Annotated in this window: 16 protein-coding genes; 11 read left to right on the top strand and 5 right to left on the bottom strand. The window is 38.9% G+C overall.

What is annotated here, in order from left to right; all coding sequences use genetic code 11:
• Positions 1-117: 117 nt before the first annotated feature.
• The 5 genes from ACLCDL_RS04630 (at position 118) to ACLCDL_RS04610 (ending at position 8,456) form a co-directional block, all read left to right on the top strand.
• Positions 118-3,264, top strand: coding sequence for a SusC/RagA family TonB-linked outer membrane protein (locus ACLCDL_RS04630; protein WP_423147104.1), 3,147 nt, complete (start codon positions 118-120; stop codon positions 3,262-3,264).
• 20 nt (positions 3,265-3,284) lie between these two features.
• Positions 3,285-4,883, top strand: coding sequence for a RagB/SusD family nutrient uptake outer membrane protein (locus tag ACLCDL_RS04625; RefSeq protein WP_423147103.1), 1,599 nt, complete (start codon positions 3,285-3,287; stop codon positions 4,881-4,883).
• Positions 4,884-4,918: 35 nt separating this feature from the next.
• The gene (locus ACLCDL_RS04620) at positions 4,919-5,983 is read left to right on the top strand and encodes an IPT/TIG domain-containing protein (protein ID WP_423147102.1); all 1,065 of its coding nucleotides are present in this window, start codon (positions 4,919-4,921) and stop codon (positions 5,981-5,983) included.
• A 119-nt stretch (positions 5,984-6,102) separates the two neighbouring features.
• The gene (locus tag ACLCDL_RS04615; RefSeq protein ID WP_423147101.1) at positions 6,103-7,347 is read left to right on the top strand and encodes a glycoside hydrolase family 26 protein; all 1,245 of its coding nucleotides are present in this window, start codon (positions 6,103-6,105) and stop codon (positions 7,345-7,347) included.
• A gap of 128 nt (positions 7,348-7,475) precedes the next feature.
• Entirely contained in the window at positions 7,476-8,456 is a 981-nt protein-coding gene (locus tag ACLCDL_RS04610; protein ID WP_423147100.1) for a type I phosphomannose isomerase catalytic subunit, read from the top strand.
• 50 nt (positions 8,457-8,506) lie between these two features.
• Here ACLCDL_RS04610 and ACLCDL_RS04605 read toward each other — a convergent pair whose 3' ends face one another.
• Positions 8,507-9,499, bottom strand: a complete 993-nt coding sequence (locus ACLCDL_RS04605) for a histidine phosphatase family protein (protein WP_423147099.1) — start codon at positions 9,497-9,499, stop codon at positions 8,507-8,509.
• Positions 9,500-9,752: 253 nt separating this feature from the next.
• Between ACLCDL_RS04605 and ACLCDL_RS04600 the strand changes: the two genes are divergently transcribed.
• The gene (locus ACLCDL_RS04600; protein ID WP_423147098.1) at positions 9,753-11,669 is read left to right on the top strand and encodes a beta-N-acetylhexosaminidase; all 1,917 of its coding nucleotides are present in this window, start codon (positions 9,753-9,755) and stop codon (positions 11,667-11,669) included.
• A gap of 286 nt (positions 11,670-11,955) precedes the next feature.
• Here the strand turns inward: ACLCDL_RS04600 and ACLCDL_RS04595 are convergent, their stop codons facing one another.
• Both ACLCDL_RS04595 and ACLCDL_RS04590 read right to left on the bottom strand, forming a co-directional pair.
• On the bottom strand, positions 11,956-13,626 hold the full coding sequence (locus tag ACLCDL_RS04595) for a sodium/sugar symporter (RefSeq protein ID WP_423147097.1): 1,671 nt from the start codon (positions 13,624-13,626) through the stop codon (positions 11,956-11,958).
• A gap of 41 nt (positions 13,627-13,667) precedes the next feature.
• The gene (locus ACLCDL_RS04590) at positions 13,668-14,699 is read right to left on the bottom strand and encodes a LacI family DNA-binding transcriptional regulator (protein WP_423147096.1); all 1,032 of its coding nucleotides are present in this window, start codon (positions 14,697-14,699) and stop codon (positions 13,668-13,670) included.
• Between the two features lie 309 nt (positions 14,700-15,008).
• On the opposite strand from ACLCDL_RS04590, the gene ACLCDL_RS04585 reads away from it, so the two are divergent.
• The 3 genes from ACLCDL_RS04585 to ACLCDL_RS04575 are packed head-to-tail and all read left to right on the top strand — an operon-like array spanning position 15,009 to position 19,594.
• Positions 15,009-16,841, top strand: coding sequence for a 3-keto-alpha-glucoside-1,2-lyase-like domain-containing protein (locus ACLCDL_RS04585; RefSeq protein WP_423147095.1), 1,833 nt, complete (start codon positions 15,009-15,011; stop codon positions 16,839-16,841).
• A 9-nt stretch (positions 16,842-16,850) separates the two neighbouring features.
• Positions 16,851-18,803, top strand: coding sequence for a hypothetical protein (locus ACLCDL_RS04580; protein ID WP_423147094.1), 1,953 nt, complete (start codon positions 16,851-16,853; stop codon positions 18,801-18,803).
• A 17-nt stretch (positions 18,804-18,820) separates the two neighbouring features.
• Positions 18,821-19,594: a 3-keto-disaccharide hydrolase gene (locus ACLCDL_RS04575; protein WP_423147093.1), complete on the top strand. Its 774-nt coding sequence runs from the start codon at positions 18,821-18,823 to the stop codon at positions 19,592-19,594.
• A gap of 69 nt (positions 19,595-19,663) precedes the next feature.
• Here ACLCDL_RS04575 and ACLCDL_RS04570 read toward each other — a convergent pair whose 3' ends face one another.
• The gene (locus tag ACLCDL_RS04570) at positions 19,664-20,692 is read right to left on the bottom strand and encodes a LacI family DNA-binding transcriptional regulator (protein ID WP_423147092.1); all 1,029 of its coding nucleotides are present in this window, start codon (positions 20,690-20,692) and stop codon (positions 19,664-19,666) included.
• A 131-nt stretch (positions 20,693-20,823) separates the two neighbouring features.
• On the opposite strand from ACLCDL_RS04570, the gene ACLCDL_RS04565 reads away from it, so the two are divergent.
• Together ACLCDL_RS04565 and xylA are read left to right on the top strand one after the other, a co-directional pair.
• Positions 20,824-22,296, top strand: coding sequence for a xylulokinase (locus ACLCDL_RS04565; protein ID WP_423147091.1), 1,473 nt, complete (start codon positions 20,824-20,826; stop codon positions 22,294-22,296).
• Between the two features lie 21 nt (positions 22,297-22,317).
• A complete protein-coding gene (gene xylA / locus ACLCDL_RS04560) occupies positions 22,318-23,649 on the top strand; it encodes a xylose isomerase (RefSeq protein ID WP_423147090.1) in 1,332 nt (443 codons plus the stop codon).
• A gap of 131 nt (positions 23,650-23,780) precedes the next feature.
• Here xylA and ACLCDL_RS04555 read toward each other — a convergent pair whose 3' ends face one another.
• Positions 23,781-24,227, bottom strand: coding sequence for a response regulator transcription factor (locus tag ACLCDL_RS04555; RefSeq protein WP_423147089.1), 447 nt, complete (start codon positions 24,225-24,227; stop codon positions 23,781-23,783).
• Positions 24,228-24,338: the final 111 nt, after the last annotated feature.

The raw sequence follows: 24,338 nt of genomic DNA, 5'->3' as shown, positions 1-24,338 counted from the left end.
TTTTTAATAAGTCAGAGAAAGGGAAAAGGAGACAGATTATGAGTCAAAAGAAAACAAGTAACAATGATTTAAACTAACAAAACCTCAATTCAGTAAAATCTAATCTAAACAAAAATTATGCGACAAATTTTACAAAAAGTAGTCTTACTGGCTCTTTTTACTGGCGTAGCTTCGGTTCTTTTTGCTCAGGACCGGGTAGTAAAAGGAACAGTTTCTGACGAACAGGGAATCACACTTCCCGGAGCTTCGGTATCGGTAAAGGATACTAAAATTCAGACGTCAACAGATGCTAACGGAGCATTCTCAATCAATGTTCCTGCCGGTAAAAATGTAATTACGGTATCTTACATTGGTATGCAGCAGGAAAATGTTACTGTAGCTGGCAAAAGTGTAGTTCAGGTGGTGTTAAAAGAATCTGCTACAACTTTGAACGAAGCTGTAGTAATTGGTTACGGTACAATACGCCGTTCAGATGTAACGTCTTCTATCTCTTCTGTTTCTCAGAAAGATATTAAAAATCTTCCCGTTGCGGGTATCGACCAGGCAATACAAGGAAAAGTTGCGGGTGTAAGCGTTACAAACAATAGCGGGCAGCCCGGCGGCGGTGTTTCTGTTCGCGTACGTGGTATTACATCGGTAAATGGAAATGAACCTTTGTACGTTATTGACGGAGTTCCATTAATGGGAACAAGCTCCAGCCTTGAACAAAACTTTTTGGGAGGTGGATCCGGGCAGACAGGGCAAAGTGTTATGGCAACATTAAACCCTGCCGATATCGAATCTATCGACATATTAAAAGATGCTTCGGCACAGGCTATCTACGGATCCAGGGGTGCTAACGGCGTAGTTTTAATCAATACGAAAAAAGGTAAAACAGGCCAGGGGAGAATAACTTACGATACCTACTACGGAGTACAGGAAGTTCCCAAAAAATTATCTGTAATGAACCTTAGTCAATATGCTGAATATATGAATTCTCTTGTGGGGGAAATAAGAGCAGCAGGAAGCGGATTAGACAGTGTGGGTGAATTTAAAAATCCTGGTCTACTGGGTCATGGAACTGACTGGCAGGATGAAATTTATCAGAGAGGGGCTACTATGAGCCATCAACTATCTTTTTCCGGAGGTTCTGATAAAACGACCTATTATTTTTCGGGAGGATATTTTGATCAGACCGGAACACTTATAGAAACCGGCTTTAAAAGATATACATTAAGAGCTAATATTGACCAACAGGTAACAAAGTGGTTGAAAGCAGGTTTCAGCACTAATTTATCAAGAAGTAATCAAAAGATTGGGCTTTCTGATGGATTTGATGCCGTAACAAGTACCGTGTTATATAACAGTCCTGCAACACCTGTACGAGACATAAATGGAAATTTCATTTCACAGAACGTTATTGGTGGAAGCACTTTTGGTAATCCGAATAACCCGGTTGCTTTAGCAAGTTCAAGGGATGTTAGAACTGTCGGTACAAAAGCATTTGGTGCATTATATGCTGAAATTAATATTTTAAAAGGGCTAACCTTAAGAAATGAAGGAAACTATGATTTTAGTTTAACCAGTGATAAAGCTTACCAGCCGTATATTCAAAACCCGGAAACAAAGGCTGTTATATTAAGCCCGAGCCGTTTAAGGGAGCAAAGAAGCAATAGTCTTTACTGGCTTTTAAAGAATTACCTGAACTACAACACAGATTTCGGTAAACATTCGATCAGTGCAACTGCAGGTCATGAAGTTCAAAAGTCTACTTATGATTATATCAATGCAAACAGAAATAACCTGGTTCTGAATCTTCCTTCTTTAAACGCAGGGGATGCTGACCTTTCACAGGGCATTGGTGCCGGTGCAGGAGTTTGGAGTATGGAATCTTTCTTTGCTCGCGGAAGTTATACTTATGATAATAAATACTCTGTAAGCGGTACTATCCGTCGTGACGGTTCTTCCAGTTTTGGCCCTGGTAAAAGATGGGGAACGTTTCCGGCAGGTTCTGTTTCATGGACAGCATCAAATGAGCCATTTTTAAAGGACTCAAAATATTTGAATTATCTTAAATTAAGATTGGGATACGGTCTTGTAGGAGAGCAGGGAGTAAGCGGAAATAATCCTTATACTTCTAATATTACCTTATTTGGTGTTGCTCCTTTTGGTGCGGGTGGTCTTCCTTCTAATGTTGAAAATCCATTTTTATCATGGGAATCAGTTAAGACTTACAATGCGGGGGTCGATTTAACCACTTTGAACAATAAGTTGGAATTAACCGTAGATCTGTATAAGAAAATAACTTCCGACATGTTACTTCCAACTCAGTTAGGTGCGTTTTCAGGTTTAGGAACAGCATGGAATGATATTCAAACTCCTATTACAAATGATGGAGAAATGACAAATACCGGGTTTGATATCAGTTTGACATCTTATAATATTCAAAGTAAGAATACCAAGTGGAAAACCAACTTTACATTTAGCCACTATAAAAACATCTTAAACAGATTGAATACAGAAAGCGCTACTATCGTTGGGCAGTTTGATGAATACGGAACGAAGTCATTAATTACACTTTCTCAACAAAGTAAACCGGTAGGGTCTTATTATGGATATGTAACTGATGGTTTATTCAGATCAGAAGCAGAACTAAATAATGGAATTGACTATGGATTAGCAGTTGCCCCTGATAAATTATGGTTAGGAGATATCCGTTATAAAGATCTGAACGGAGACGGAAAAATCGATGATAAAGATGTTACAACTATCGGAAATCCTAATCCTAAATTCACTTTTGGTATGACTAATACTGTTAATTGGAAAAACTTTGATCTTTCTGTATTCCTTTACGGAAGTTATGGTGCTGATATCTTCAATTACACCCGTCGTCAAACAGAATCCTTAAGTTCTCCATATAATAATCAATTAACAACAGTTTTAGGCAGATATACAGAAAGTAATCCTAACGGAACATTACCAAGATACAATCAGTGGTCTAACAATAACCTTCGTATTTCTGACCGTTTTATTGAAGATGGTTCTTATTTAAGAATTCAGAACGTAGCATTAGGATATAATTTACCTAAAAGCTTAATCAATAAAGCTAAAGTTTCTACTGCGAGAATATATGCATCAGTGCAGAATCTGTACACATTTACAAACTATTCTGGCTACGATCCGGAGTTAGGAGCTTTAAACAACTCGGTAACTTTTATGAATGTTGATAACGGGCATTATCCAATTCCCCGTACGTTCACTATTGGTGCCAACATAGAATTTTAATAACCAGAAAAATTAAAAAAATGAAAATCAAAAATATATTTCTGTTAAGTGTTCTGGCTTGTCTGGGAGTTTCGTGTAAAAAAGATTTTCTCAATAATCCTTCCACAACCGGGCCCACAACCGATACTTATTATACCAATGCAGAACAGGTAAACGGTGCTACAGGTCTTTTATATAATTCTGTTTGGAATGATTGGTCAGATAAGGCGTTTATTTCAGTCGGCGATGTATTAGGCGGAACTGTAACGGGTGTACAAGGTAATGCGCAATACAACTCTTTCTACAATTTTAATATTCAGAGTACAGACGGTTTGATAGCAGACACCTGGAAATCATGTTATAAAGCTGCTGGTCAGGCTTCTGTATTAATTCAAACGTTTGAAGCTAAAAAAGCAAAAGTGAGCGATCCTTCTTACCTTGATGTAGGTATAGCTGAAGCAAGATTCATTCGTGGATTTGCTTACTTCTACATTGCCAGAACATTTGGTGATGCTCCTATTGTAGATAATCCGATTGCTCTGACGGAGCCAGGTAAATATCTTGTTCCACGTTATCTTCAGAAAGACGTGCTTCGCTTTGCACTTGAAGATTTGAAATACGCCGAAGCAAACCTGCCTGAAGTATCTTACCAGGATGGTCGCGTAACCAAATATTCTGCCAAAGGAATGATGGCTAAACTTTATTTATACAGTAAAGATTATGAAAATGCTAAAATAAAGGCGAAAGAGGTTATTGACTATGCGAATGCAACAGGACGTATAGCTCTGAACGATTATAATGCCATGTTCACTTCTTCATCTGTAGCAAATAACAATAATAAAGAATCTTTATTTTCTTTAAGATGGTTGGCAACAATGGGTTGGAATGGTGGAAATCGTTACCAGTTATATGTTGGTCCGCAGCCTTTATTAAAACCAAAACCAACTGGCGGTAACGGTTATTCTGCTGTAATCCCTTCGTTTGATATGTTAAATCCTGCTACAGGATATGCTCAAAACGATAAAAGACGCGGCTGGTCAGTTATGGAACAGGGTTTTCACCGGGCTGATTGGGTAAATGATAATTTCCCTGACGGTTTTACCTACGATACAACAGGTAAAACAACTGATGATCATTTTATTTTCACAGGAACCCGTTCTAATATTCAAAAATATGTGGTGGGGCCTAACAGAACTAATGAATTTGTTACTCCCGATAGCCATACAAGTATGTGTACATACATCCTTCGTTATGCTGATGTATTACTTATTTATGCTGAAGCAACACTGGGAGGAGCAGCCTCTACCAGCGATGCAAGTGCTTTAAGTGCCTTTAATCAAGTGCATAACAGAGCAGGTTTACCAAGTGTATCCAGCATAACATTAGACGATATTCTTCATGAGCGGAAAGTAGAATTTGCATTTGAAGGTGATTATTGGTTTGATATTCAACGTCAGGGATTTGCAAAAGCTAAAGAAATGATCGCGAAACAGGAAAGAGGAACACTGGGAGGAAATGGCCAGCTTACCAGCTTTAAAGCTACTCTAACTTCCGAATCACAACTCTTTCTTCCTGTACCACAGGCAGAAACTGTAATCGATCCTTTACTGTTAGAACCTGCTGTGCCCTATTATCAATAATTAAAGGAAATTTTAATCATTAAGGAATTACTGAAATGAAAAAAGTAAAATTATTAATTCTCCTTTTCGCTCTTTTCTCAGGTGTCGTAACAATAACATCCTGCCAGAAAGAAGCTGAAACAGGCAGCGAAGCTTCATCAAATCCACAAGCAGATAAACTTGTACCTGAGAAAGCAAAAGGAAATGAAGTATTAACATTAACAGGTAGCGGACTTGGTGATATCACCAGTATCGTTTTTGAAAAAGACAGCGTTCCTGCATCTTTTAATCCGGTTTTCAATACCGACAATGCAATTGTTTTCAGAGTTCCTGATACAGCAAGCGGCGGTGCTCAAAACATCATTATTACCAATAGGCTTGGTAAACAAATAATGGTACCATTTAATGTAGTTGCTCTTCCAACTGTTAGCGCTGTATCTAATTACAATTTTACAGCAGGTACAGAAATTAAGCTTACAGGTAATAATCTTGGAGATGTAACTTCTGTAGCTTTAAAAGGAACAGCTGACAAGGCAACCATCGTGTCACAATCAAAAAAAGAGTTGGTAATAACAATGCCTGCAACTACTGCTAATACAGTACAATTGGATATTACAAATTCAACGGGGCCTGCTACAACTGCACAGGTTTTTGTAAACATGGATAAAACCTTTAAAATTTTTACCGAAGATTATGGTGAAGGCTTCTCAAATGGTTCATGGGGACCTGCAGAAGTTTCTTCTACCGTTGCAAAATCGGGTACCAAGTCTTTCAAAGCTACTTATGTAAAAGGAAATTGGAGTGCTGATGGATTTGCAAACTGGTGGCCTGGAGTTAGTTACTCTGCCGATTATAAGTATTTATCATTCTGGGTAAAAGGTGCTTCAAAAGAGTATACTCTTTATATTACCGGAGATCAGCGCAAAGGTGGTTATGGAAATTCAGACCAAACAGCACCTATTGTAATTCCTGCAAATGAATGGACATATTTTAAAATTCCGCTTTCTCAGCTAGAGCTTTGGAGTCAGGGAGGACCTTTTAAACAATTAGGATTTTGGATTAAGGGACCTGACGACCAGGATGAGACATTCTATTTTGACGACGTTATTTTAGTAAAGTAACCGAGTTGTAATAGTGGTTAGTTAGTAGTTTAAGGGCCATCGGGGGATGGCCCTTTTTTCTGGAATCAACTTTTATTTATCTGATAACCAGGAAGAATTTGCCAATAAAATCTTGTAAAATGTATTTAAAAACAACCTTTATAACTATATCCGCAGTGGTTTTATCTGCAGGAACTTTATTTTCCTGTAAAAAGTCGGAGGTTTCTCCTCAAAAGCCGGTACAAAAACCGGATACAAGCATAACCAATCCTGCAGATACATTTCCCGCTTTTAGCACTGTGAAATTATGGCTTACGGATAAGAATGCCACTTATGAAACAGCAGCTTTGTTTTATAATCTTAAAAAATTATCTAAAACCAACGTTTTGTTCGGGCACCAGGATGATACCAAACGTGGGGTGATCAATGCGGGATCCCAATGGGCGAATGAGCAGCATTTACCGCCAGTACCGCGGGAGAAATCGGATGTTAAAGAAGTAACCGGAGCTTATCCGGCAGTGTATGGCTGGGATTTTCTTCATATTGCCGGCTTTGAGAATGGTAATTGGTTTGATTACGAGAAACAAATAGCGCATGATTTAACAGTTGATGCCTATAACAGGGGAGGAGTAAATACTTATTGCTGGCATTATGCCAATCCCGTTTCGCAAGAAAGTTTTTACTGGAACGATTCTCCGGTAGAAGCGGTAAGTAAAATTTTACCTGGCGGCAGTCATCACGACGTTTATAAAAAGTCGTTAAAAGAGGTTGCTGAATATGCAAAATCTCTAATGGGGGCAGATGGTAAATTAATCCCTGTTATTTTTCGCCCTTTTCACGAATTTGATGGCGACTGGTTCTGGTGGGGAAAATCACATTGCACTGCAGATCAATATAAAAACCTGTACCAGTTTACAGTAACTTATTTGCGGGATAGCTTAGGGGTTATTAACTTCCTATACGCGTGGTCGCCGGATAGAAACTTTAATTCCGAAAGTGAATACCTGGAGCGATATCCGGGTGATGAATATGTTGACCTGGTAGGGATGGATAATTACGAAGACATGAAACAAAGCACTCCTGCAATAGCAGCAAATAAATTGAAAATTGTATCTGATTATGCAAAAAAGAAAAATAAGCTGGCCGCATTAACCGAAACAGGCTTGCAAAATTTAACCCGTAATGACTGGTATACTTCGATGTTGGCTAAAGCGCTGCAGACTAATAAAATTGAAATTGCGTACGCGCTGGTATGGGCCAATACCAAAGATGCTTACTGGACACCTTACAAAGGTCATGCAGCAGAAACTGATTTTAAGGCATTTAAAAATAATGCCTACATTCTTTTTGGTGATGAGATGCCTTCGATGTACACAGTTAAGTAAGATGTTCTAATTTAGTTCATCTTCTGATTGAATCCATTTATACTGTTAATGGGATAGGATAATGTCTAAAATTTGAATTACAATATATACTGACAAAATCAAAACCTATCTTTGCGAAAAAAATCAAAATGAACAAATTATATCCCTTAAAATTCAAAACAATATTCAAGGATAAAATCTGGGGCGGAAACAAAATAAAAACGTATCTGCATAAAGATTTTTCTCCGCTACCAAATTGCGGCGAAACGTGGGAGATTTCAGGAGTTCAGGGCAATGTATCAATTGTTGATAACGGGGATTTGGAAGGGAAGAGCCTTACTTCGCTTCTTGATCAGTATAAAGGAGAGTTAGCAGGTGAAAAGGTTTATCAGCAATTTGGTAATACTTTTCCTTTACTGGTTAAGTTTATTGATGCCAATGATGATCTTTCCATACAGGTTCACCCCGACGATAAGCTGGCACAGGAACGCCATAACTCCTTTGGTAAAACTGAAATGTGGTACGTTATTCAGGCAGATGCAGACGCTACCCTCATTGCCGGCTTTAATCAGGAGGTAAACGAAGGTATTTATCTTGATAAATTGAATTCAGGAAAGCTTTCAGAGATATTAAATAAAGAGCAGGTAGCCGATGGCGACATATTTTTTCTGCCTGCTGGTCGTGTACATACTATCGGCAAAGGCTTGCTTATAGCCGAAATTCAGCAAACTTCGGATATTACTTATCGTATTTACGATTTTGACCGTGTAGATGATAAGGGGAATAAAAGAGAGCTTCATACAGAAGAAGCATTGGCGGCACTTGATTACAAGGTATATCCAGAGTATAAAACCAGTTATTCCCGTGAAAAGAATAAAGTAACTGAAGCTGTAACCTGCCCGTATTTTACAACCAATGTCTTATATTATACTGAAAATACGGGCCGAGATTATTCTTCTTTAGATTCTTTTGTAATTCATGTGTGCGTAGAAGGATCTTACACCGTAGTTACAGATGACTCGGCTTTAGAAGTTAAAATGGGTGAGTGTGTTCTTATTCCTGCGTCTACAATCGGTGTCAGCTTAAAAACTGTTCATGGTTTCAAAATACTTGAAAGCTATATAGATTAATATTCATGAGGGTGTCTAAAAAGCCATGAGTTTTGGCACCCTCAGTTTTTCTACTTTTTCAATAGCATGTCCCTGTAGCACTTAAACATTGCCCATGAAACAGCTCCTTCATAAGTAATGGTTTTATCTTTTGCGATTTTAATAAGGTAAGCCCCGGTCCATGGAAAAGGTGAAACACCGGGAAATGTAGGATAAGGGTCTTTATAATCTTCATTTATAGGGTGATGGGCAACTAATAAAGTCATTTTATTATCTACCGGCTGTTCTTTCATAATTTCTATCATTCCATTAAATAAACTAGCGCCTGATACATTATAAGCGGGATGATTTACGCGTCCGTCAACCTTTATTGCAGGCCCTGCATTTATTAATTCTGCAGTGCTTTTGGCCCGGCAAAACTCACTGCTGATCACTCTCGAAATAGGGAATTTTAAATCCTTAAATATTTTCCCCAGTGCAACTGCCCGCTCTTTGCCTTGCTCATTTAATTGTCTTGCAAGTGAAGGGCTGCATGATTTCCACCAATTAGCGGGTCCTTTATCATCGTGTAGTGAGGAATAATCTCTTCCATTATCAGCATCCGCATGTCTTAAAATAATAGCGTAAGTATCATCAGTAGATGGTAGATGGCGAAGCGTTTCCCAGCCTTTACGGTAACTGTTATAACAATCTGTAGCTTCTTTTCCGTTAAATGAGACATTGGGCTCATCATATGAGTTGTCAGTTGCTCCCACCGCGTATATTCTGGTAGTTTTTTCTGCCTGGTTTGTCCATTTAATATCAATTGCAGCTATTTCTCCGGAGGTAAGCCTTTTAATTACACCATCTGCAGATATTTGAATATGTGGGTCGTTAGAAGCAAAAGTGGCCGGCTCGCTTGTTTTTATCTTAAAGTTACTGTCGTTAACAAAAAGCAATTCTTTTTCATACTCAGGGGATGTTATTTTTGATGAAACCGATGGTTCCTGCAGTCTTTTGTCGTCTTTACATGCCTGTATCGCCGTCAGTACCAGAAATAGAAGTAGATATAAAAAGTTTTTCATAATAGATCCGGCAAAAGTAACACAGGATCTTGCTTCAGGTTGGCGGGTAGCAGATAAATGTATAATGGAAGTGCTTTTTGTGCAATTTTCTGTTGTTTTTGTATCTCAGTTTTACTGAAATTACTGGTTTTTCATTTGGGCAGATAATGATTGTCACACAAAAAATACAGCTGCTGATTTTAGTACATGTCATTTTTAAATAATAATTTGCATGGTTAACTAACACCATACTAATTCAAAAAAGGCCCGAAATATGAAAAAAACTTTCTCATTTCTATTTTGCTGTTTTATTTCGCTCTCGTTGTTTGCACAGGGTAGTAAGAAAATAGCAATTATCCCTGAACCGGTAACTGTTATTGAAAGTGCCGGATCATTTATTTTGCCCCAAAATGTAGTAATAAGGGCTGGAACTCATCCGCAGTTACAGGAAACAATAGCATTATTGAAAGACCGGCTTGTAAGTTCAACAGGCCGTACAGTAACAGTGAGCCACACAAGTACAGCACCCGCTATTCGTTTACAGTTGAATGCAAGTACAGATGAACTGATCGGAAAAGAAGGATATCGCTTAACCGTTACTCCTAAAAATATTGTAATTAAAGCCAATGAGCCGGCCGGCTTATTTTATGGCGTACAATCACTTATCCAGTTATTTCCAAAGGAAATTGAAAGCAAAACCGTAGTTGAAGATGTACCATGGAAAGCACCCTGCGTTTCTATTACAGATTACCCCAGATTTGGCTGGAGGGGTTTAATGTTTGATGTTTCCCGGCATTTCTTCACTAAAGATGAAGTAAAGCAATATATTGATGATATGGTTCGCTATAAATTCAACTTACTGCACTTGCATTTAACAGACGACGAAGGCTGGAGAATTGAAATTAAAAGTTTGCCGAAACTTACGGAAGTAGGAGCATGGAATGTAAAAAAGGTGGGATATTTTGGAACGTTTTCTCCTCCAACACCTGATGAGCCCAAAACCTACGGAGGCTTTTATACACAGGAAGATATTAAAGAACTGGTAAAATACGCACAAGACAGGTTTGTAAATATTTTGCCTGAGATTGATGTTCCCGGACACAGCCTTGCGACGATAGTTTCATATCCTGAATTGTCATGTACAGAAGGTGTGGAAAATTATCGGGTACGTTCAGGTGAAGAAATTATGGACTGGTCTCATGGTGCGCCTCCAATTGCCTTGGTCGATAATACACTTTGCCCTGCTAACGAAAAGGTGTATGAGTTTTTGGATAAAGTTGTCACCGAAGTGGCGCAGCTGTTCCCCTTTGAATATATTCACATGGGAGGAGACGAAGCTCCGCACAATTTCTGGGAAAAGAACGAACAGGTTAAAGCATTGATGAAGAGGGAAGGCCTCAAAACGATGGAGCAGGTGCAGTCGTATTTTACCAAGAGAATTGAAAAAATTGTTAACTCAAAGGGGAAGAAATTTATGGGTTGGGATGAAATATTGGAGGGTGGAATAACGCCTACTGCAGCTATTATGAGCTGGCGTGGAATGAAAGGTGGAATTGAAGCTGCCAAAACACAACACGATGTGGTAATGAGCCCTACAACTTTCGCTTACATTGATTATATGCAGGGCGACCCGGCTATTGAACCTCGTATTTATGCAACGCTTCGTTTGAGCAAATCCTATGAGTTTGAGCCGGTTCCCGATAGCGTGGATGCTAAATATATTAAAGGTGGCCAGGCAAATTTATGGACCGAGCAGGTTTATAATATGCGCCATGCCGAATACATGACCTGGCCCAGAGGAATGGCCATTGCGGAATCTGTATGGTCTCCTAAAGAAAAGAAAGACTGGAACGATTTCTTTGGAAGAGTTGAAAAGCAGTTTAAAAGACTGGACATAGCGGAAGTGAAATATGCACCAAGTGTGTATGATCCGATTGTTAGTGTAAGTAAAACCTCAGATAATCATCTGTCAATAAAATTAGATACAGAGGTAGAGGGGTTAGATATTTATTACACATTTGATAACAGTTTCCCTGATAACTTTTATCCGAAATATACAGAAGCATTAACTCCGCCGAAGGATGCGGTAATGCTAAGGCTGATAACTTACAGGGGAAAAGACCCGGTAGGACGTATGATGACAATTCCGGTTGCTGACCTGCAAAAAAGAGCAGACAGGAGAGCACAGTAAGTAAATAAATTTGTAAAAAGAAAAGCAAAAGTCATCCATAACCGGATGACTTTTGCTTTTTTATTTTAATGCTTTATTAAAATTGGATGAGCTTCAATAGTATCAACTGGAATTAAAGTGTTTGATTTATTTGTTGTACAATTAGCAGAGGGAGTACAATTGCCATTATTTGAGGAGTAAACCTCTAAATAAATGATGCAATCTCTGATTTAATAGAGATTGCATCATTTAGTTTACAGACAGTTGTTCTTTCCTGTAAAGGGAACTTTTTTAAACTTCGCTGTTCCTACCAGTAAATAGAATACAAGGCCACAAGTAGTCCTGCAATAATTAAGGAACCTACTGCAAAACCTGTATTGGTTTTAAACATCTTAGAATCAACTTCCAAACCATGAGGCCGTGCACCTTTTGAATTTTCAATCATACTGATAATGTACATCACTACCACACAGATAATAAATACAAATCCCATACGATCAAGGAAAGGGATTTCATAAACACCTTCGGCATTTGCTTTGGCAAACCCGAGAGGAGCAAGCCATGAAAGATCAGTGAATTTCGGAAGTACTTTAAATATTACGGATAAAATAAATCCGCCTACCGTTGCAAAAAGAGCTGCATTGGAGGTCGTCTTTTTCCAGAAGAAACCGAGTATGAACATGGCGAAAATACCTGGTGATACGAATCCTGTATACTCCTGGATGTATTGAAATCCGCCTTTTTTATCTATTCCCAAATGCGGTGCAATAAATATGGCCAGAAGCATAGAAACTATTACTGTTGTTTTTCCAATAAGTACCAGCTTCTTTTCGTTCGCTTCCGTATTAAATATTTTCTTATAAATATCCAGGGTGAAAATAGTAGATATACTATTTGCTTTACCAGCTAAAGACGCAACAACAGCTGCTGTTAAAGCTGCAAATGATAACCCTTTAAGTCCTGATGGAAGGAGGTTAAGTAATACAGGGTATGCCCTGTCCGGGTTTACTTCTCCGCCCTGCATCATTTCAGATTGAAATACATTTTGTTTGTAAAGAATAAAAGCGGCAATTCCGGGAAGAACAACAATAATTGGCATCAGCATTTTTAGAAATGCAGCAAATAAAATTCCTCCGCGTGCTGTTTTCAGGTCTGCGCCCAAAGCCCTTTGTGTGATATACTGGTTACATCCCCAGTAATTCAAATTTACAATCCACATCCCGCCTATTAAAACGGTTAATCCCGGCAGGTCTAAATAGTTGGGGTTTTCTTGTTTAATGATCATGTGAAAATGATCAGAGGCTTCACGATGCAATAGACTAAATCCCTTTAGTACTCCGCTTGAGCCAAAGTGCGAAGCCACCATATCAAGTGCGAGATAGGTAGTAGCCAAACCGCCCAGAATCAAAAAGAACACCTGGATAACATCGGTATAACCAATTACTTTCATTCCGCCAAGAGTGATGAAAATAGCGAAAATTGCAAGTCCGTACATACAAACTGTCAGATCTATCCCGGAAATACTGTTTACAGCCAAAGCCCCAAGATAGAGGATAGAGGTAAGATTTACTACAATGTAAAGTAATAGCCAGAATACAGCCATTATCATACTTACTGTTGAGTTGTACCGCAGGTTAAGAAACTGGGGCATAGTATAAATCTTATTTTTAAGATATACCGGGATGAAGAAGATGGCCACAATAATTAAGGTTGCAGCTGCCATCCATTCATAAGTTGCAATGGCAAGACCAATTTTAAACCCAGACCCGCTCATGCCTATAAATTGTTCGGCAGAAATATTTGAAGCGATAAGCGATGCCCCGATAGCCCACCAGGTTAGAGATCCTTCTGCCAGGAAATAATCTTTTGAGCCGCTGCTCTGCGATTTCTTTTTTCTGTAAATCCACCATCCGTATAAGGATACGATAAGGAAGTAGGTCAGGAATACTAAATAATCAGCCGTGGATAAATTTTTCATGTATGGTTTATTTGATTTAACTGGTTATGTTTTCTTATACTTTAAATATGCATATTTTTTCTAAGAGAAGATTCTCTTACTATTAATCTTGGTTCGAGTACAATTTTTTGAAACGCAGGTTTTACTTTTTCCGTTACCTGATTTAAGAACAATTTAGCAGCTTCTTCGCCCATTTTTGCTGTTTGCTGGTCTATTGTTGATAAGGGGGGCGAAATATATTGACTGAAACTTTCATTTGCAAATCCAATAACTCCCATCTCATCCGGAATCCTTATACCGGATTCTTTAAGGGCCTGAATAGCTCCAAAAGCAGTAAAATCTTCTACCGCAAAAATAGCGTCTGGAGGATTTTCTTTATTTAATAACTCCATCGTACATTCTTTTCCGGATTCAATAGATACCTTTCCTGAAGCAATCAGATTGTCGTCTATATCCAGACTATAATGTTTCAAAGCATCTGTATAACCTCGTAGTCGTTCAGTAAAGATCTTGATATGCTGCTGGCCCGAAATATGCGCAATTCTTTTATAACCTTGTTGAATAAGGTGCTCGGTAGCCATAAAAGCACCACGGTAATCATCAATAACTACTGATGGTACACTTAAGTTGTCATCCGCCCGGTCAAATAAGATAAGCGGAACATTTCTTTTTTTTATTTCAATAAAATGCCCGTAATCAGCTGTTTCTTTTGCAGGCGAAGCAAGAATTCCATCTACTCTTGATTGCAATAATGCTTCAACACCTTCCAGTTCATATGCTGTGCTTTCATTAGACTGGAACAGCAGGACGTTGTAGCCGTTGCTTCTTGCAACACGTTCAATACCATGCACTACTGAACCGAAAAAGCTGACATCTGCACTGGGAATGATAACACCAATAATATGGCTTCTGCCAGAGCGGAGTGAAGAAGCTATTTTATTTTGGCGGTAACTTAATCTTTCTGCAGTGCTCTTTACCCGCTCCTTCATTTGCACACTAATGGAGGGATGATTTTTCAGTGCCCTGGACACAGTTGAAGCTGTAGTATTCAGTTCCCTGGCAATATCATGGATAGTAGTTTTTTTTGTTGTCAAGGTTTTTGTGTAATCGATTGCGTAAAAATATAGCAGTGTGCTATAAAACGTACTTTTTTTATTATTTTTATTAAAGTGTTATTTTATTTAACGTTTTGTTATAATATCCCTAATTATTTGCTTTTAGTATTGTTGTTTTTTCTTTTATTTTAGAATGAGCAATTGTAAAAATCTTAAAGCATAGGGTGTAAAAGGAACTTTGCTGGATTTTTCTATAAAATTATCTTTTTATTTGCAATTCCTTTGAAAATACCCATTCGTAAGAATGCTTACATTTTTCAAGAATATATAAACCCATAATTAATAACAATGCGTAAATTAAACTTCGCTTACTTTTCCGTTACAGTAGCGTCGATGTTTCTGGGCAGTTCACTATTTGCCCAGACATCAGGTCAGGAATCAGGAATCGTAAAACTCGACGATTTGTCATTTTTTAAAAATCCATCAAAGAGCTGGAAAATTGCCGGTGATGTTCATGCAGATTTGAATCAGGTGAATGCGCTTGATCTTTCTAAAGGAACCGGTATTCTGGTTAATCAACCCGATAAAAGGAATCATGGTGAAGATCTGTACACAAATTTAGAACACGGTGATTTGGATCTGGAGCTGGATTATATGATGGCAAAAGGAGCTAATTCGGGAATTTATTTACAGGGACGTTATGAACTGCAACTGGAAGACAGCTGGGGAGCGAAAACGCCTACTTCTGCAAATAATGGCGGTATTTACGAGCGTTGGGATGAAAGCCGCCCGGAAGGTCATAAAGGGTACGAAGGCTATGCTCCTCGTCAAAACGCATCAAAAGCGCCTGGCTTATGGCAGCATTTGAAAATATCTTTTCAGGCACCCCGATTTGATGAATCAGGAAAAAAAATTGAGAATGCAAAAATTATCAGTGCTGTTTTAAACGGAGTTCCAATTCATGAAAACTTACAGCTGCAAGGCCCTACCCGGGGGGCAGTAAGTAATGATGAAGCGGCTTTTGGCCCTTTACGTTTACAGGGCGATCATGGAGCGGTAGCGTTCAGGAATATTAAGATTGTAAATTTTGATAAACCCCGTCCCCAGCTTATAGATTTAAAATATAAGGTTTACAAGGGCCGGTTTCAGAAAGAAACTGATTTTTCAAATACACCGCCAGAAGTAGAGGGAGCCACAGCAACTCTTTCTTCTGATTTAAGTACACTTCCTAATGATTTCTTGATAGATTACAGAGGTACCCTGAGGGTAAAAGCGCCGGGTGAATATACGTTCAACCTGAACGCTAATGGAGGTGTTGGTGTAATAAAAATTAACAATAAAGTTGTTAAACCCTGGGAGGGTAACAATGGTAAAGTAAGCGTTAAGCTGGAGGCTGGCGATTTCCCTTTTGAGCTGCTCTATTCTAAATATGTAGAATGGGAGCGGCCATCAGTTGGTTTATTACTTTCGGGCCCGGGAATACGCGAATATCTTATTGGTGAAGAAGATATTAACGATTTGACTGATCCGATACTGATAAAAGCACCGGTAAATACAGTTCTTCGCAGCTTTATGGATCTTCCTAAAATCGGAAGGGTAGTGCATGCAGTATCAGTAGGCAGTCCAGAATACGTACATTATACTTACGATATGGATAAAGGTGCAATTATACAGGTGTGGAGAGGAGAATTTTTAGATGCAACTCCAATGTGGCACGACAGAGGAGACGGTTCTTCCCGTCCACGTGGTGCGGTTCAACGTTTCGGAAAACCGGCTCTTACTGTAAATAAGTTATCAGCAACAGGAACAAACTGGACAGCTGATACTACAGGTTCAGGATATCGGCCTAAGGGTTATGTGATGGATGCTCAGGACCGGCCTGCCTTCCGTTATGAAATTTACGGAACTGCTGTAACAGATGCCATTCAGGTACTTAATGAAGGGCAAGGCATTAAACGTGAGATCACAGTTCAAAATGCACCTGCTGATCTGTACGTTCGGTTAGCAGAAGGCAACTCGATTGAAGAATTATCTAATGGCCGTTATCTGGTAGATGATAAATCTTATTATTTGCAACTTGATGATGCCGCAGGAGCAAAACCTGTTTTACGGGACATGAACGGACGGAAAGAATTAATAATTCCTGTAAAAGCCAAGTTAACGTATTCACTTCTTTTTTAATTTATTGCAATGAGATACATTTTTAAAAAATATACTATAAAAAATATACTGGTAGCTTCTGCAGCCTTGTGTTTCTCTGCTTTTTCAGTGCTGGGGCAGGAGTCGCCTAAAGAGGAGGACTTTTTTAAAATTTCGAAAGTAACCTCACCTGAAGGAACGTTACTCGAGGTAGGAGGATTAACCATGCTGCCAAACGGGGATCTTGCTATTTCAACCCGACGTGGCGATGTCTTTATAGCTGAAAATCCTACAAGCTTAAGGCCTTATTTCAGGAAATTTGCTTCAGGCCTTCACGAAATATTGGGTCTTGTTTATAAAAACGGTGCTTTATACTGCGCACAACGTGGCGAACTTACAAAACTGGTAGATACCAATATGGACGGTAAGGCCGATGTGTATGAAACAGTTTATTCCTGGCCTATCTCAGGGCACTATCACGAATACAGCTTTGGGCCTAAATTAGCACCTGATGGCTCTTTTTTCGTTTCAGGAAACGTGGCCTTTGGAGATGAAGAATGGTGGCGTGGCGAAAGCCGTGTGCCATGGAGAGGCTGGGTAATGCATATTTCTGATGAAGGCAAAATGGAACCGTGGGCAACCGGAATGCGCTCTCCATGTGGATTGGGTGTAATAGACGGTGAATTGTTTTATACAGATAACCAGGGAGACTGGGTTGGATCAGGAGCTATCTGGCATGTAAAAAAAGGTGCTTTTATGGGCCACCCGGCAGGATTGCGCTGGACCGGGCAACCAAATTCGCCTCTCAAGCTTACTACAGAGCAACTTTACGCAATAGTTGATCCACGGAGAAATAAAAATGCCGAGGGAAGATACATTAAGCCGGAAAACGTAGTGAACGAAAAGTTTACCACATTGTATGAAGTGAAAAAGCAAATTCCTGAATTACAACTTCCTTCTGTATATCTTCCTCATGGAATACTCGGAATTTCAAACTCGGAAATTTTGCAGATTCCTGATGGCGTTTTTGGGCCTTTTGCCGGGCAGTTGTTGGTGGGAGATCAGGGTCAGAGTAAGATCATGCGTGTTTTTATGGAAAAGGTAAACGGAGAATACCAGGGCGCTTCTTTTGATTTTCGCGGTGGCTTCCAGTCTGGCGTTTTACGTATGGCTTTTGCAAAAGATGGTTCTTTATTTGTAGGAGAAACTAACAGGGGCTGGGGTTCTGCAGGTGATGCCAACGAAGGGCTTCAGCGGTTAACCTGGCGAAAAGGAATTCCGTTTGAGATGCGTGCAGTAAGGGCAATGCCTGATGGATTTGAAATTGAATTTACCAAACCGGTAGATCGTAAATCGGCAGAGGATATCGCTTCTTATTCTATAGAAAGTTTTATTTATAAATATCATCCCGTTTACGGAAGTCCTCCTGTAAATAATGAAAAATGTGCTGTAAAAGGAGTTAAAGTATCGGATGACGGCTTGAAAGTAAGACTTGTAGTGGATAACATGCGCCAGTATTATATCCATGGAATAACACTGGAAGGCGTAAGGGATAAAAATAATTCGTATTCTCTGGTACATCCAACAGCTTATTATACACTTAATAATATTCCGGGGGGAGAAAAGCTGTCTTTGAAAGAAGTGAGCACTAAAAACTCTTCAGCAGTTAAAAGTGTAACTCCCGTTAAAACTTCAACTAAAACTGTTGCAACAAAAAAAGCCACAACTGCAAAGGTAGCTGCTGCGCCAACTTACAACGAAGTAAAAGGACTTCTTACTAAGTACACCTGTTTATCATGCCATAACCCTGATAAAAGACAGGTAGGGCCTGCATTTAAAGATGTGGCAAAAAGAAAATACAGCAACGAAAAAATTGTACAGCTCATTCACAATCCGCAGCCGGCAAACTGGCCAGGCTATTCAACAGAAATGCCTCCGATGCCGCAGGTTCCTAAAGCGGATGGATTGAAAATAGCGGCGTACATCAATTCTCTGGGTAAATAATAACTAGTAAACAAAATATGAAAAGTAACATTGTTTTAATTGCAGCTTTAACACTAAGCGTAAGTATGGCTAAAGCGCAGGATGCAAAACCGCAAGACACCGAAGTGTGGAGTCCTGTTCCTGAAGTGGTTACTCCGGGAAAAACTAATTCTGATGCTCCGTCGGATGCTATTATCCTTTTCGATGGAAAAAATCTTGATCAATGGGTTTCAGTAAAAGACCCGAACGCTCCTGCAGACTGGCACGTTTCGAACAATGTAATAACGGTGAATAAAAAAGCCGGAAATATTCAGACTAAAAAATCATTTGGCAATTATCAGTTACATATTGAATGGAAAATTCCTCAGGATATTGATGGCGAAGGGCAGGGACGTGGAAATAGCGGCGTATTTTTAGCTTCTATTGGCCCTGGTGATGATGGTTACGAACTACAGGTTTTAGATTCTTACAAAAATAAAACCTACGTAAACGGACAGGCAGGCAGTATTTACAAACAGTCAATACCACTTGTTAATGCTTCCAAAAAACCTGGTGAATGGCAGTCTTATGATGTAGTTTGGACAGCGCCGGTTTTTAACACTGATGGCAGCCTGAAAACTCCGGCCTATGTCACTGTTTTCCACAACGGAGTTCTTGTTCAGAATAATACAGAGCTAAAAGGCCCCACAAGATATATCGGAAAGCCCGAATATTCAAAAGCACATGGAGCTTCACCAATTAAATTACAGGCACATGGTGACCCAAGCAAACCAATCAGTTACCGGAATATCTGGGTACGGGAGCTGAAATAATAAAATACGTATTAGTAATAAAACTTGCCGGTGATGAAGCCATTGTGTTTCAGAATGCGGGCAAGTTTTTTATTTGATAGCAATCCTGTTTGTTGATTCTCTTTCAATTAAAATAGGATCTAATACTTTTTTCTCAGGTATAACGGGTTCGGGATTTTCGTCTTTAAGCATTCTCATAAAGAGTAAAGCGACTTCTTCTCCCATTCGAATAGTTTGCTGATCAATTGTTGATAAAGCCGGAGAAACATAAGCTCCGAATGCTTCGTTGGCGAAACCAATTACTCCTATCTCTTCAGGCACTTTTATACCTGATTCTTTTAATTGTTGCATGGCTCCCAAACCTGTAAAATCCTCCTGGGCAAAAACGGCATCAAAAGATTGGCCAGGCAGAATTAATTGATGTATAGCTTCTCTGCCAAACTCAACTGAAAGTTTCCCTTTTATAATTAAATCTTCATTTACTGGAATGTTATGAAATTTCAAAGCATCTGCATATCCTCTTTCTCTTTCCTTAAATATAGAAAGATTTTGATTGCTTCCAAGGTGCACTATTCGTGTATATCCCTTTTTTATCAGGTGCTCTGTTGCGATAAACCCTCCACGATAATCATCAACAGTAACTGCAGGTACATTTAATTCTTTTAAATCTCTGTCGAATAATAGTAAGGGTACTTTTCTTTTTTTTATTTCCTCGTAGTATTCGTAGTCTGTTGTTTCAATACTTACAGATGCAAGAATTCCATCTACCCGCGATTGAAGAAAAGTTTCTATTCCCTTTGTTTCCTGGTTAAATGATTCATTCGACTGGTACAGTAATACACTATAGCCATACTGATTAATAATTTTTTCTATACCATGTACTACAGAACTAAAAAAGCTTACGTCAAGACTTGGTACAATAATACCAATGATGTTTGACCGGCCCGACCTAAGGGAAGAAGCAAGCTTGTTTTGCCGGTAATTTAATCTTTTAGCAGTTTCTTTAACTGCTTTTTTGGTTGCCTCACTTATTGCCGGATTATCATTAAGCGCTCTTGCAACGGTTGAGAAAGTAATATTTAATTCCCTGGCAATATCATGAATAGTAACTTTTTTCAACTCCTTGTTTTTTGTAAAAATAGATTCCTTATCCTCACAAGTGAAAAAAATAGTATTTTAATTTTTATAAATAAAGTTAAAACATATCTTTATGCCAACGTTGGCGTAACCAATAAACCTTATTGCTTTTTATGTTATTATTAGGTATTGATTTAGGTACTTCATCTATAAAAGTTTCTGTCATTGATTCGCAAAATCAAAAACTTATGGCTTCGGCTCAATATCCGGAAACAGAATCGGATATAATATCACTCAGACCGGGTTGGGCAGAACAATCTCCGGAAAAGTGGTGGGAACATGTACAAAAGGCTATTCTGAAACTTGGGTCTGCCGGTGTTAATTTAAGCGATATTGCGGCAATTGGCATTGCATACCAGATGCACGGGCTTGTTATTGTTGATAAAGATCAGCATGTGCTACGTGATTCCATTATCTGGTGCGATAGCAGGGCTGTTAAGTTAGGGGAAGAAGCTTTCGATGCCATAGGAGAAGAAAGAAGTTTAACACATCTCTTAAATTCCCCGGGGAATTTCACTGCCTCGAAATTAGCCTGGGTTAAAGCCAACGAACCTGAAATTTTCAGCAGAATTTACAAAGTAATGCTTCCGGGAGATTTCATCAGTATGAAACTGACCGGGGAAATTACTACGTCTGTATCGGCACTATCTGAAGGTGTTTTCTGGGATTTTCTTAATGCTGAATTATCAAAAGATGTGCTTGATTTTTATGGGTTTGACACTTCAATTATTCCCGAAATACGGGATCTGTTTTCGGTACATGGGGTACTGAAGAAGGAAATAGCTGTTAAATTAGGTTTGAAAGAGGGTATTCCCGTTTCTTATAAAGCAGGCGATCAACCCAATAATGCCTTGTCTCTTAATGTGTTAAATCCGGGAGAAGTAGCGGCTACAGCAGGAACTTCGGGTGTGATTTATGGTGTCAGCGACCAACTGGTTTATGATCCTCAATCACGGGTAAATACATTCGCTCATGTGAATTATACTGCAAATACAAAACGATTAGGAGTATTACTCTGCATTAACGGAACCGGTATTTTAAATCGTTGGTCCAAAGAGATGTTTGGTGCAGGAATGGAATATCAGCAAATAAACCAGCTGACTGAGGCAGTTGGTATTGGATGCGAAGGTTTACGTATTCTTCCTTTTGGAAATGGCGCCGAACGAATGCTGAATAATAAATTAGTGGGAGCACATTTTCATAACATAGATCTTAATATTCATACCAAAGCCCATATTTTTCGTGCTGTGCAGGAAGGTATAGCTTGTGCATTCAGGTTTGGGCTTGATATTATGCGTGAAAGTGGTATGAATCCAACAGTGATAAGGGCAGGGCGGGCTAATTTGTTTTTAAGCGATCTTTTTACTGAAGCATTTGTTAACGCTACAGGTGTACCCGTTCAGTTATATAATAACGATGGAAGTGCAGGAGCTGCAATCGGGGCAGGAATAGGAGTTTCGATCTTCGCTCCGGAGGAAGCATTTGGTAATATGAGACCGTTAAAATTAGTTGAACCCACACAATCAGAGCGGTATGAATATATTTACCAGGACTGGAAGGCTTTATTAATGAAACAACTACAATAAACAATTATAATTTTAAAGAAGATGGCAAATATTATTTTAGGAGAAAAAGAATTTTTTAAAGGAATCGGCCAGATCAAATATGAAGGCCAGAGTTCGGATAATCCCTTGGCTTATCGCTGGTATGACGAGAATAAGGTTGTAGCGGGTAAGACAATGAAAGAGCATTTGCGATTTGCAGTAGCTTACTGGCATTCATTCTGCGGAAATGGTTCTGACCCTTTTGGTGGTCCAACTCATATTTTCCCCTGGGATGAAAAATCAGATGCCGTAGAAAGAGCAAAAGACAAAATGGACGCTGCATTTGAATTTATTACAAAATTAGGGTTTCCTTATTACTGTTTCCACGACGTGGATATGGTAGATTATGGAAATGACATTGCTGAAAATGACCGAAGGCTGCAGGTGCTTGTAGATTATGCGAAGCAAAAACAACAGCAGAGTGGTGTTAAATTACTTTGGGGTACTGCCAATCTTTTTTCCCACAGAAGGTATATGAACGGAGCTTCTACTAATCCCGATTTTCATGTACTAAGCCATGCTGCGGCACAAGTAAAAGCGGCTTTGGATGCTACAATTGCATTGGGAGGAGAAAATTATGTTTTCTGGGGTGGTAGAGAAGGATATATGACTCTGCTGAATACCAATATGAAGCGTGAACAAGAGCATCTGGCCAGGTTCTTACATACCGCAAAAGACTATGCCCGCAAACAAGGCTTTAAAGGGACATTCTTTATCGAGCCTAAACCTTGTGAACCAACAAAGCATCAGTACGATTACGATTGTGCTACCGTAATTAGTTTCTTGCGGCAATATGATCTGTTAAATGATTTTAAAATTAATATTGAAGTAAACCATGCAACCCTGGCAGGGCATACTTTTCAACATGAATTACAGGTTGCCGCAGATGCTGGCCTATTGGGCTCTATTGATGCAAACAGGGGCGATTACCAGAATGGATGGGATACAGATCAATTTCCTAATAATATTAACGAACTTACCGAAGCCATGCTTATTATATTGGAAGCTGGCGGATTTCAGGGCGGAGGAATAAACTTTGATGCCAAGATCAGACGAAACTCTACCGATGCTGCCGATTTGTTTTATGCTCATATAGGCGGGGTAGATACTTTTGCACGGGCTTTAATTACGGCTGATAAGATTCTAAGCCAAACCGAGTATAAAAAGATACGTGAAGAACGATATTCGTCTTACGACACAGGAAAAGGAAAAGAATTTGAATCTGGCAATTTAAGCCTGGAAGATTTACGTACTTATGCGATTGAGAACGGTGAACCTGAAGTAAGAAGCGGAAAGCAGGAACTTTTGGAAAATATAATTAACAATTGTATCTGATCCATCAGATTTTCAGTTAAAAAAGTTACATCTTTTTAAATTTTTAAAACCTTAATATTGCGCAATCGTTTGCACTATATGCATTTATTAAAGTTTATTTGGTAGAGCTCCCTCTGGGGAGCTTTTCTTTTTTATACTAAGGCAATTGAGTTTTGACTTTTTGTCTTTATTTCTTTTGAATTAGGCCAGAAGTTTTTTATTCGGTTGCTTAAAGAGGAGTTTGCTGTAATTGTTTTGATCCGCTCTAATAAGTCAGAAAGATCAAATGGCTTTGCAACTATTTCTGCAAACTCAAATTCCCCGCTTTTTTCTATCAGTTTATTGTAGGACGAAGTAATGATAATAGGTAGTTCTTTTATTCTTACATCGCTTCTTAACTGGCTGCACATCGATCGTCGTTTCTTATCGTAAATGTTCAGGTCAAGTAAAAACAGGTCTGGTCCAAATGTTCGTATCGTTCTTAAAATATTAACAGTGTCGGTAGTAATTCTTACACTGAATTTATAATACGATAACGTCTCGTACAGAGCCTCCAGAAGAATAGGGTCTTCACCCATAATAAGAATACGTTTTTTCATAAACTTGGTATTTTTTAATTGATCTGCCTCTGGTAGAAGTAATAGGCTTAACTATTCTAAATCGGTAAAACGTGTAGCAGATAGATCAATTACCTTCACAAAAATAGGAAG

This window comes from Rubrilithobacter danxiaensis (assembly GCF_047272945.1).
GTDB classification, from domain to species: Bacteria; Bacteroidota; Bacteroidia; order Sphingobacteriales; family Sphingobacteriaceae; genus Rubrolithibacter; species Rubrolithibacter danxiaensis.
The sequence above is the reverse complement of the archived record's forward strand: the minus strand, read 5'-3'. Positions and strand labels throughout refer to the sequence as shown.

Excerpts from the sequence above, each read along its gene's own strand:
- ACLCDL_RS04605 (WP_423147099.1), bottom strand. The coding sequence starts at position 9,499 with ATGAAAAACTTTTTATATCTACTTCTATTTCTGGTACTGACGGCGATA.
- ACLCDL_RS04620 (WP_423147102.1), top strand. The coding sequence starts at position 4,919 with ATGAAAAAAGTAAAATTATTAATTCTCCTTTTCGCTCTTTTCTCAGGT.
- ACLCDL_RS04580 (WP_423147094.1), top strand. The coding sequence starts at position 16,851 with ATGAGATACATTTTTAAAAAATATACTATAAAAAATATACTGGTAGCT.
- ACLCDL_RS04565 (WP_423147091.1), top strand. The coding sequence starts at position 20,824 with ATGTTATTATTAGGTATTGATTTAGGTACTTCATCTATAAAAGTTTCT.
- xylA (WP_423147090.1), top strand. The coding sequence starts at position 22,318 with ATGGCAAATATTATTTTAGGAGAAAAAGAATTTTTTAAAGGAATCGGC.
- ACLCDL_RS04585 (WP_423147095.1), top strand. The coding sequence starts at position 15,009 with ATGCGTAAATTAAACTTCGCTTACTTTTCCGTTACAGTAGCGTCGATG.
- ACLCDL_RS04610 (WP_423147100.1), top strand. The coding sequence starts at position 7,476 with ATGAACAAATTATATCCCTTAAAATTCAAAACAATATTCAAGGATAAA.
- ACLCDL_RS04625 (WP_423147103.1), top strand. The coding sequence starts at position 3,285 with ATGAAAATCAAAAATATATTTCTGTTAAGTGTTCTGGCTTGTCTGGGA.
- ACLCDL_RS04575 (WP_423147093.1), top strand. The coding sequence starts at position 18,821 with ATGAAAAGTAACATTGTTTTAATTGCAGCTTTAACACTAAGCGTAAGT.
- ACLCDL_RS04600 (WP_423147098.1), top strand. The coding sequence starts at position 9,753 with ATGAAAAAAACTTTCTCATTTCTATTTTGCTGTTTTATTTCGCTCTCG.
- ACLCDL_RS04595 (WP_423147097.1), bottom strand. The coding sequence starts at position 13,626 with ATGAAAAATTTATCCACGGCTGATTATTTAGTATTCCTGACCTACTTC.
- ACLCDL_RS04630 (WP_423147104.1), top strand. The coding sequence starts at position 118 with ATGCGACAAATTTTACAAAAAGTAGTCTTACTGGCTCTTTTTACTGGC.
- ACLCDL_RS04555 (WP_423147089.1), bottom strand. The coding sequence starts at position 24,227 with ATGAAAAAACGTATTCTTATTATGGGTGAAGACCCTATTCTTCTGGAG.
- ACLCDL_RS04615 (WP_423147101.1), top strand. The coding sequence starts at position 6,103 with ATGTATTTAAAAACAACCTTTATAACTATATCCGCAGTGGTTTTATCT.